This window comes from Streptomyces sp. SM1 (genome assembly GCF_002910825.1).
GTDB classification, from domain to species: domain Bacteria; phylum Actinomycetota; class Actinomycetes; order Streptomycetales; family Streptomycetaceae; genus Streptomyces; species Streptomyces okerensis.
On record NZ_NEUB01000831.1, the window covers coordinates 1 to 9,573 of the forward strand.

The window sequence follows — 9,573 nt, forward strand, 5'->3', positions numbered from 1 at the left end:
CGGCGGGACGCTGGTTCGTGTCCCTGCTGTGCGAGGACCCCTCCGTCCGGCCGCTGCCTGTCAGTAGCAACGCCGTCGGCGTGGATGTCGGCCTGGACCACCTGCTGACCCTCTCGACCGGGGAGAAGATCGCCAACCCTCGGCACGAGCGCAAGGACCGGGCCCGTCTCGCGAAGGCTCAGCGGCAGCTCGCCCGTAGGGCCAGGGGTGACGGGGCGAACCGGGCCAAGGCCCGCCGGAAGGTCGCCCGTGTGCACGCCCGCATCACTGACCGCAGGCGTGATCACCTGCACAAACTCACCACTCGGCTCGTTCGTGAGAACCAAACGATCGTGATCGAGGACCTGACCGTCCGGAACATGATGAAGAACGGCAGGCTGGCCAGGGCCATCAGCGATGCGGCCTGGTCGGAGTTCCGCAGCATGCTGGAGTACAAGGCGCAGTGGTACGGCCGCGAAGTGATCGCGGTCGACCGCTTCTTCCCCTCCTCCAGGCTGTGCTCGACCTGCGGCGCCTTGCAGGGCAGGATGCCGCTGAACGTCCGTACGTGGACGTGTGACTGTGGAATGACCCACGACCGCGATGTGAACGCGGCGAAGAGCCTTCTGGCCGTCGGGCTGACGGCATCTGTCTGTGGAGCTGGTGTAAGACCTCAACGGAGTACTCCGGGCGGGCGGTCGGCGGTGAAGCAGAAACCCCAGCGGGCGACCGCTGGAATCCCCCGCCTCTTGGGCCGGGGAGAAAGTCAACCGACTTCCACCTCGTAGAAGCAGAGGTGATCCCTGATCTCCGCGACGGCCGTCTTCGGCTCCGGATACGCCCAGACCAGGTCCGCCGCGTCCGGCAGCGACCAGTAGGACGCGTCGCCCTTGAACGGGCAGTGCGTCCGCGTCTCCGACGGGGTCAGCAGATCGAGGCGCACGTCCTCGGGCGGGAGGTAGTACCGGGCGGGGCAGCCCGTCTCGTGCAGCACCAGCGCCCGGTCGCTCTCCGCCAGCACCTGCCCGCCGTGCACCACGCGGACGTGCCGGTCGCTGGGCTCGACGGTGATGCGGTGGCCCTTGGTCATGATCGCTCCTCCTGGGTGGCCGACTCGGCGATTACAGCGCACGCTGTAGCGGAGTTCTTCCCGAGGAGGTCCCATGGGAGCCAGGAACGCCGGCCGGAACCGGGGGACCCTCGCCCACCGGGCCCGCTACGCCGTGCACCACCCCCGCCGCGTCCCCGCCCACGCGCGGCGCGCCCTGCGCGACGCCTGGCTGCGGCTGCGGCACCGCGACCACATCGGGTACTACCGCGCGGTCATGGCCTCCGACGCGGCCCGCAGCGCCGAGGCCGCCGTCGGCCACAACCCCTCGCGGGAGCAGTGGGCGCGGATCGGCCGGATGCAGTTCGGCTACCTGGTGGAGCACGGACTGCGGCCGCACCACCGCATGCTGGAGATCGGCTGCGGCAACCTCCGCGCGGGACGCCTGTTCATCGACCACCTGGAACCCGGCCACTACTACGGCGTCGACATCTCCCCGCACATCCTGCTCGCCGCCCAGGACACCCTCGTACGGGACGGACTGCAGGCCAAGCTGCCGCACCTGACCCTCGCGAACGACCTCACCCTCGCCTTCCTGCCCGACGGCCACTTCGACGTCGTCCACGCGCACAGCGTCTTCTCGCACTCGCCCCGGCACGTCATCGAGGAGTGCTTCGCGCACGTCGGCAGGGTGCTGGCGCCCGGCGGGTTCTTCGACTTCACCTTCGACCGCACCGACGGCGAGGAGCACCAGGTGCTGCACGAGGACTTCTACTACCGGACCCGGACGCTGGTGGAACTGGCGGCCGGGTCCGGCCTGTCGGCCCGGTTCATGGACGACTGGGAGGAAATGCCGCACCGGCAGTCGAAGATGCGGCTGACCGCGATGTCCGACCGGGCCCGTACCGTGGGCTCGTGAACATCTGCGTCTTCCTCTCCGCCGCCGACCTCGACGACCGCTACACCGGACCCGCGCGGCTGCCCGGCAAGGGCGGGCACACCCTGGTGTGGGGCGGCTCGGACGTCGGACTGATGAAGGTCGTCGCCGACGGCGTCGAGGAGGCGGGCGGCCGGCTCCTCGGGGTCTCGGTGGAGTTCCTCGCGGCGAAGGCGCGCGCCGGGGTCGACGAGATGGTGGTCGCCAAGGATCTTGCCATGGGGGTCCCCCCACGCCTTTGAGGCAGTGGGGGAGTAAGCGCCTGCTGCTGGAGAAGGCGGACGCGGTCGTCGTCATGGTCGGCGGCACCGGCACCCTCGACGAGGCGACCGAGATCCTGGAACTGAAGAAGCACGGGCACACCGAGATGCCGGTGGTACTGCTCAACACCGCGGGGTTCTACGACGGACTCAAGGAGCAGTTCCGCCGTATGGACGACGAGGGCTTCCTGCCGCGCCCCCTCACCGACCTGGTGTTCTTCGCCGAGGAGCCGGTGGGCGCGCTGGCCTGCCTGGAGGAGAGCCTGGGCGTGGAGTGAGCGCCCGGTGATGCGAGCATGGCGGGCATGGCTACCCATGTGATCACCGGAGCGGGCTCCGGCATCGGCGCGGCCGTCGCCCGCCGTCTGCACGCGCGCGGCGACGAACTCGTGCTGCACGCACGCGACGCGGGCCGGGCGAAGGAGCTGGCGGCACGGTTCCCCGGTGCCCGGACCCTCGTCGGCGACCTCGCCGACCCGGAACGGCTCAGCTGGGCCTTCTCCCACCAGTCGCTCCCCGACCAGGCCGACTCCCTGCTGCACATCGCCGGCGTGGTCGACCTCGGCCCGGTCGGCGAACTCACCCCGAAGACCTGGCGCCACCAGCTCGACGTCAACCTCGTCGCGCCCGCCGAACTGACCCGCCACCTCCTGCCCCAGCTCCGCACGAGCCGAGGCCACGTGATCTTCGTCAACTCCGGCGCCGGCCTGAACGCCCACGCCGACTGGTCCGCCTACGCCGCCTCCAAGCACGGCCTGAAGGCCCTCGCCGACTCCCTGCGCCACGAGGAGCACGGCAACGGCGTCCGCGTGACGTCGGTCTACCCCGGCCGCACGGCCAGCCCCATGCAGGCCAAGGTCCACAGCCAGGAGGGCAAGGAGTACGACCCCGCGCGGTGGATCGACCCCGAGTCGGTCGCCACGACGATCGTCACGGCCCTGGACCTCCCGAGGGACGCGGAGATCAACGACCTGACGGTCCGCCCGGGACGGTGACGGCCAGGCCGTCCGGTGCCACCCAGCCCCTCCGGCGTTTGAGGAGCGGGGGTCCGGGGGCAGCGCCCCCGGGATGGGACGGGTAGGGGCGGCGGGGGCGAAAAACCTCCGTACGCTCTACCCCGTGAGCGAAAACAGCCAGCCCCTCTTCGGCCCGGCCACCGGCGTCGGCTCCCTCCCGGGCGGCGACGCCCGAGAGGCAGCCAAGACCGTCACCGGCAGCTTCGAGAACTTCCCCCACCTCCCCGAACTCCCCGCCCGCGGCCCCGGCGCGGACATGATCGGCCGAACCGCGGGCATGCTCGTGGAGCTGTACGCCCGCGTCGAGCCCAGCGGCTGGCGGCTCGGCGACCGCCCCGGCCGCGACACCAGGCGCGCCCGCTCCTGGCTCCGCGAGGACCTCGACGCACTGGAGGAGTTCACCCAGGGCTACGAAGGGCCGCTCAAGGTCCAGGCCGTCGGTCCCTGGACCCTCGCCGCGGCCCTGGAGCTGCGCAACGGCGAGGCCGCCCTCTCCGACCCCGGTGCCTGCCGCGACCTCGCAGCCTCCCTCGCCGAAGGGATCCGCCTCCACCTCGCCGAGGTACGGCGGCGCGTCCCCGGCGCCCGGCCCGTCCTGCAGCTCGACGAGCCCTCCCTCACCGCCGTACTGCGCGGACAGGTGCGGAGCGCGAGCGGCTACCGCACCCACCGCGCGGTGGACCGGCAGACGGTCGAGGCCACGCTGCGCGACGTCGTCGGGGTTCACGACGGCGGCCCCGTCGTGGTCCACTCGTGCGCACCGGACGTCCCGTTCGCCCTGCTGCGCCGGGCGGGCGCGGCGGCGGTCTCCTTCGACTTCTCCCTCCTCACCGAGCGTGACGACGAGGTGATCGGGGAAGCGGTGGAGAGCGGGACCCGGCTGTTCGCCGGTGTCGTCCCCGGCACGGAGGGCCCGCTGTCGGACCCGGGCGGTAGCGTCATGGGTGTCAGAACGCTCTGGCGCAGGCTGGGGCTGCGGCCGGGACTCCTCCCGGAGGCGGTCACGCTCACCCCGGCGTGCGGACTCGCGGGGGCTTCTCCGGAGTACGCGCGCGGGGCCTGCGCACACTGCGTCCGGGCGGCGAGATCCCTCGCGGACAACCCAGAGTGACGGGAGGACACACGGTGGCCGGGGACAGGCAAGCGGAGACGACGAGCGTGCCCGCCGAGGCGCGGGAGAAGCACGCCGGGCTCGCCGAGCAGATCGAGGAGCACCGCTTCCGGTACTACGTGAACGACGCCCCCGTCATCAGCGACGCCGGCTTCGACGAGCTGCTGCGTGAACTGGAGGCGCTGGAGGAGGAGCATCCGGAGCTGCGCACCCCGGACTCGCCGACCCAGAAGGTCGCCGGGGCGTACGCGACGGAGTTCACCTCGGTCCAGCACGTCTCGCGCATGCTCTCCCTCGACAACACCTTCAACGACGAGGACCTCGCCGCCTGGGCCGAGCGTATCCACAGGGAACTGGGCGAGCAGAAGTTCCACTTCCTGTGCGAGCTGAAGGTCGACGGCCTCGCCGTCAACCTCACCTACGAGCGGGGCCGGCTCGTCCGCGCGGCGACCCGCGGCGACGGCCGCACCGGCGAGGACATCACGCCCAACGTCCGCACCATCGCCGAGATCCCGGACCGGCTGACGGGCGACAAGGTGCCCGACCTCGTGGAGATCCGCGGCGAGGTCTACTTCCCGATGGAGGATTTCCAGGGGCTCAACGCCCGGCTGAACGCGGCCGGCGACAAGCCCTTCGCCAACCCGCGCAACGCCGCGGCCGGTTCACTGCGACAGAAGGACCCGCGGGTCACCGCCACCCGCCCGCTGCACATGGTGGTCCACGGCATCGGTGTCCTGGAGGGCTACCGGGGCGTGACCCGCCTCTCCCAGGGCTACGGCCTGCTCAAGACCTGGGGCCTGCCCACCTCCACCCACACCAGGGTCGTCGACGACCTCGCCGGTGTACGGGAGTTCATCGCCCACTACGGCGAGAACCGCCACTCCGTGGCGCACGAGATCGACGGTGTCGTCGTCAAGCTCGACGAGATCCCGCTCCAGGGGCGTCTCGGCACCACCTCCCGCGCCCCGCGCTGGGCGATCGCGTACAAGTACGCGCCCGAGGAGGTCAACACCAGGCTGGTCGACATCCGTGTGGGGGTGGGGCGTACGGGCAGGGTCACCCCGTACGCGCAGGTGGAGCCGGTCACCGTCGCCGGGTCCGAGGTCGAGTTCGCCACGCTGCACAACCAGGACGTGGTCCGGGCCAAGGGCGTCCTCATCGGTGACACGGTGGTGCTGCGCAAGGCCGGCGACGTGATCCCGGAGATCCTCGGGCCGGTCGCCGACCTGCGGGACGGCAGCGAGCGGGAGTTCGTGATGCCGGCCGAGTGCCCCGAGTGCGGCACGCCGCTGAAGCCCATGAAGGAGGGCGACGTCGACCTGCGTTGCCCCAACGCCCGCTCGTGCCCCGCCCAGTTGCGGGAGCGGCTGTTCTACCTCGCCGGGCGCAAGGCGCTGGACATCGAGCACTTCGGCTATGTCGCCGCGGCGGCGCTGACCAGGCCGCTGGAGCCCGCGGACCCGCCGCTCACGAACGAGGGCGATCTCTTCGACCTCACCGTCGAACAGCTGCTGCCCATCAAGGCCTACGTCCTCGACCAGGACAGCGGGCTGCCCAAACGGGACCCGAGGACCGGCGAGGAGAAGGTCGCCACCGTCTTCGCCAACCAGGAGGGTGAGCCGAGGAAGAACGCGGTCGCGATGCTGGCCAACATCGACGCGGCCAAGGAGCGTCCGCTGGCCCGTGTGCTGACCGGCCTGTCGATCCGTCACGTGGGGCCGGTCGCGGCGGAGGCGCTGGCCCGTGAGTTCGGCTCCGTCGACCGCATCGAGCAGGCCACCGAGGAGGAGCTGGCGAACACCGAGGGGGTCGGGCCGATCATCGCCGCCTCGCTCAAGCAGTGGTTCGCCGAGGACTGGCACCGCGAGATCATCCGCAAGTGGAAGGCGGCCGGTGTCCGCATGGAGGACGAGGGCGCCGGCGAGGACCAGGGCCCGCGTCCGCTGCAAGGGCTCACTGTCGTCGTGACCGGAACTCTGGACGGTTACACCCGGGATGGCGCGAAAGAGGCGCTGCAGAGCCAGGGAGCGAAGGTGACCGGATCCGTCTCCAAGAAGACTTCGTTCGTCGTGGTGGGAGACAATCCCGGGTCAAAATATGACAAGGCGATGCAATTGAAAGTGCCGGTTCTGAACGAAGCGGGCTTCACGGTCCTTCTCGAGCGGGGCCCGGAGGCCGCGGCCGACCTCGCCCTTTCGGCCGAGGAGTAGCGGTTGAAGCTCACGCTATCGGCGCATATCAGATGCATACGGGTGGCTGGGGCGCATTCGGGCAACCGTCGGCGACCGGTGCCCGTGGAAGCCTCCCGCGGCCTACTGTTGAGAAGTGCGCCTGCCGTGCCCAGCTGCGGTCGGGGCAATCCCGTACCCGCGCAGGGTGCGGGCAAGGGCTTTCCAACGCGGAGCCGCTGAGGGTTGTCGTGCATCGGGCCGCGTGGCGCGGGCACCGCAGGCTGTGAGAGGGACGGGAATGGAACCGACCGAGAGCGCCGCCCCGGGCTCACGGCTGCGCCTGCGCCGCGTGGCGGTCACCTGGCGGCGCCGCCGTGAGGGCGGGCGGCCCCCGGGGCAGCCGGCCGCCGGGCGCGGTCCCGGGCTGTCCGAGTCGCAGTCCCTGTCCGGCTCGCTGTCCCATTCGCTGTCCGGGACGGACACGGAACGGCACCCGGCCTGGCCCGCGTTGCCCACCGCCGTCGTCGCGGCGGCCGGATTCGTGCTGGGCGCCGGCTTCCTGCGGGCCTTCACCGGAGGACACGCGCTGTTCCCCGGCGGGACCGTCGGCTGGTCACTCGCCGTGCTGACCGGCATCATTGTCGGACACCTGGTGATGCTGGGCCGCTCCCGCTGGTGGGGCGGCACGGGCTCGGGCGCCGCTCTCACCCTGGCCGTGCTGCTGCTGTACGGCTGGGTCGCGGCAGGAATGATCAGCCTCACCGTCGTCGTGCTGGTCGGCGTCGCCCGGCGGGGCCGCTGGCGGCAGGGCGTGCTGCACGGGGCGGTGGATCTGCTCGGCATCGGCGCCGGGGCGCTGGTGCTGGCCGCCTTCGGCTCCGTGCCCTCCGTCGAGTCGCCGTCGAGCCCGGACACCTGGACGTTCTACACCGCCCCCGGGGTGGTACTCGTCGCCGCCGTCTACCTCTCGGTCACCCGCGGTCTGCTGTGGTACCTGCACACACCCCGCGCGGGACTGCCCACCGTGGCCCGGACCGCCCTGATGCGGCAAGGACTCGTGGCGGTCGCCCTGCTCGGCATAGCGCCCCTGGTGTGTGTGGTCGCCGACGCCAAACCCATCCTGCTGCCGCTGTTCTCCATTCCGCTCATCGCTCTCGACTCCACCCTGTGGATAGCCCGCGCCCGCGCCGAGGAGCAGTTGCGCGATCCGCTCACCGGGCTGCCCAACCGGCAGTGGCTGCTGGAACGGATCTGGACCGCGCTGGACGCCGCGGAGCGGATCGGTGTGCGGTCCGCCCTCATGCTCATCGACCTGGACCGGTTCCGGTCCGTCAACGACACGCTCGGGCATCTCGCCGGTGACCGGCTGCTGCTGCAGATCGCCGACCGGCTGAGACTCGCCCTGCCGCGCGGGGCGGAGGCCGCGCGGCTCGGCGGTGACGAGTTCGCCGTCTTACTGCCCGTCGCCGACTCCACGACATCCGCGACCCGGGTCGCCCGCGGTCTTGTCTCCGCCCTCAGCTCCCCGCTCGACCTCGACGGGCTCACCCTCGTCCTGGAGGCGAGTGCGGGAGTCGCCGTGTTCCCGGACCACGCGGTCGACGCGGAAGGGCTGCTGCGGCGGGCGGACGTGGCGATGTACCAGGCGAAGCGGGACCGTACGGGGGTCGAGGCGTACGAGTCCAAGCGCGACTCCAACACCCCTGACCGGCTGGGCCTGCTGGGCGATCTGCGCCGCGCCCTGGACGCGCACGAGGTGGAACTGCACTACCAGCCCAAGGTGCGCTTCGACGGGCAGGTCGCCGGGCTCGAGGCTCTGGTGCGGTGGGTGCATCCGGAGCGGGGCAGGGTGCCACCGGACGAGTTCATAGCGATCGCCGAGTCGTCCGGGCTGATGCCGCATCTCACCGAGTACGTGCTCGAGACCGCGCTCGGGCAGGTGGCCGAGTGGCGGTCCCAGGGACTGTTCGTACCGGTCGCCGTCAACGTGTCGCCCCGCGATGTGCACACCCCCGGTTTCGCCGGCTCCGTCGCGGCGCGGCTGGCCCGGCACGGGGTGCCGGCGGGAGCGCTCCAACTGGAGATCACCGAGCACGTCCTGCTGGAGGACCCGCAGCGGGCGGCCGACACGCTCAACGCGCTGACCGGGCACGGCGTGAAGATGTCCCTGGACGACTTCGGGACCGGCTACTCCTCGCTGGTGCATCTGCGGCGGCTGCCGGTGAGCGAGCTGAAGATCGACCGGTCGTTCGTGGCACGGCTGGCGGTGGACACCGAGGACGCGGAGATCGTGCGGTGCACGATCGATCTGGCGCACTCGCTGGGGCTGCTCGTGGTGGCGGAGGGGGTCGAGGACGACGAGACCTGGGAGCGGCTGCGGGACCTGCGGTGCGACGCGGTGCAGGGATGGCTGGTCGCCGCGGCGATGCCGCCGGACGAGACCACGGCGTGGCTGCTCGCCCGCGGCTCCCGCGGCTGGCAACGGCCGGCGGCGGCCCTGCCGGCGGCGAGAACGGCCGAGGACTAGCCTCAATGAGTCTTTCCCGGTAAGCGCCCGTCGCTCGCTGTGATCGCGATGCTTGCGCTGCGGCCCGTGCGGTCCCCAAGTCCGGGCAGACGTAAGGCCCCTGGTAGGAACGATCTTGCGACGGATTGTTCTGACCGAGGGGCCTCACGTGCCGACCAGTGTCACATACACCGCGGTGCTCGATGTGAAGCGGTCCACCGCCGAGCACCTGGCCCGGCTGCTGCGCGATCACCGCGTCGCGGCCGGAACCCGCAGGGGCAGGCGTGCGCTGGGCTGCTTCCNGCAGGCGGTGCTCGTCCTGCGCTGGTTCATCGACGGCACCCGCCTTTCCCAACTCGCCCGCGACAACGGCCTGTCGGCCTCCACCGCATACCGCTACCTCCATGAGGGGCTGACCGTTCTGGCGGCCGGGGCACCGGACCTCGCCACCGCGTTGGAACGCGCGAAGGCGGCCGGGCTGACGCATCTGAACCTCGACGGCACCGTCATCCGCACCGACCGCGTCGCCGCCCCCGGCCCCAACG

Annotated in this window: 7 protein-coding genes and 2 pseudogenes; 8 read left to right on the plus strand and 1 reads right to left on the minus strand. The window is 71.4% G+C overall.

Features of this window, described 5'->3' with window-relative positions; all coding sequences use genetic code 11:
• Positions 1–767 (plus strand): transposase (locus tag B9S61_RS26345; protein WP_258039859.1); only part of this gene is annotated, 767 nt, incomplete at its 5' end.
• Here the strand turns inward: B9S61_RS26345 and B9S61_RS26350 are convergent.
• Positions 746–1,069, minus strand: a complete 324-nt coding sequence (locus B9S61_RS26350) for a DUF427 domain-containing protein (protein ID WP_103544472.1) — start codon at positions 1,067–1,069, stop codon at positions 746–748. The genes B9S61_RS26345 and B9S61_RS26350 overlap by 22 nt on opposite strands.
• Before the next feature lie 73 nt (positions 1,070–1,142).
• Here B9S61_RS26350 and B9S61_RS26355 point away from each other — a divergent pair, with 73 nt between their 5' ends.
• The 7 genes and pseudogenes from B9S61_RS26355 to B9S61_RS26385 form a co-directional block, all read left to right on the plus strand.
• On the plus strand, positions 1,143–1,946 hold the full coding sequence (locus B9S61_RS26355; RefSeq protein ID WP_103544473.1) for a class I SAM-dependent methyltransferase: 804 nt from the start codon (positions 1,143–1,145) through the stop codon (positions 1,944–1,946).
• Positions 1,943–2,502 (plus strand): annotated as a pseudogene (locus B9S61_RS26360) (LOG family protein). The gene B9S61_RS26355 and the pseudogene B9S61_RS26360 overlap by 4 nt, the downstream one beginning before the upstream one ends.
• An 18-nt stretch (positions 2,503–2,520) precedes the next feature.
• Positions 2,521–3,219, plus strand: a complete 699-nt coding sequence (locus B9S61_RS26365) for an SDR family oxidoreductase (RefSeq protein ID WP_103544474.1) — start codon at positions 2,521–2,523, stop codon at positions 3,217–3,219.
• A 124-nt stretch (positions 3,220–3,343) separates the two neighbouring features.
• Positions 3,344–4,351 (plus strand): methionine synthase, encoded by a 1,008-nt coding sequence (locus B9S61_RS26370; protein ID WP_103544477.1) that lies wholly within the window; start codon positions 3,344–3,346, stop codon positions 4,349–4,351.
• A 14-nt stretch (positions 4,352–4,365) separates the two neighbouring features.
• Positions 4,366–6,561, plus strand: a complete 2,196-nt coding sequence (gene ligA, locus B9S61_RS26375) for an NAD-dependent DNA ligase LigA (protein WP_103544475.1) — start codon at positions 4,366–4,368, stop codon at positions 6,559–6,561.
• Positions 6,562–6,820: 259 nt separating this feature from the next.
• Positions 6,821–9,049 (plus strand): bifunctional diguanylate cyclase/phosphodiesterase, encoded by a 2,229-nt coding sequence (locus B9S61_RS26380; protein WP_103544476.1) that lies wholly within the window; start codon positions 6,821–6,823, stop codon positions 9,047–9,049.
• Between the two features lie 148 nt (positions 9,050–9,197).
• A pseudogene (locus B9S61_RS26385) lies at positions 9,198–9,573 on the plus strand (IS5/IS1182 family transposase); the annotation flags it as partial.

Coding starts and splice junctions, on each gene's coding strand:
- B9S61_RS26350 (WP_103544472.1), bottom strand. CDS start 1,069: ATGACCAAGGGCCACCGCATCACCGTCGAGCCCAGCGACCGGCACGTC.
- B9S61_RS26355 (WP_103544473.1), top strand. CDS start 1,143: ATGGGAGCCAGGAACGCCGGCCGGAACCGGGGGACCCTCGCCCACCGG.
- B9S61_RS26365 (WP_103544474.1), top strand. CDS start 2,521: ATGGCGGGCATGGCTACCCATGTGATCACCGGAGCGGGCTCCGGCATC.
- B9S61_RS26380 (WP_103544476.1), top strand. CDS start 6,821: ATGGAACCGACCGAGAGCGCCGCCCCGGGCTCACGGCTGCGCCTGCGC.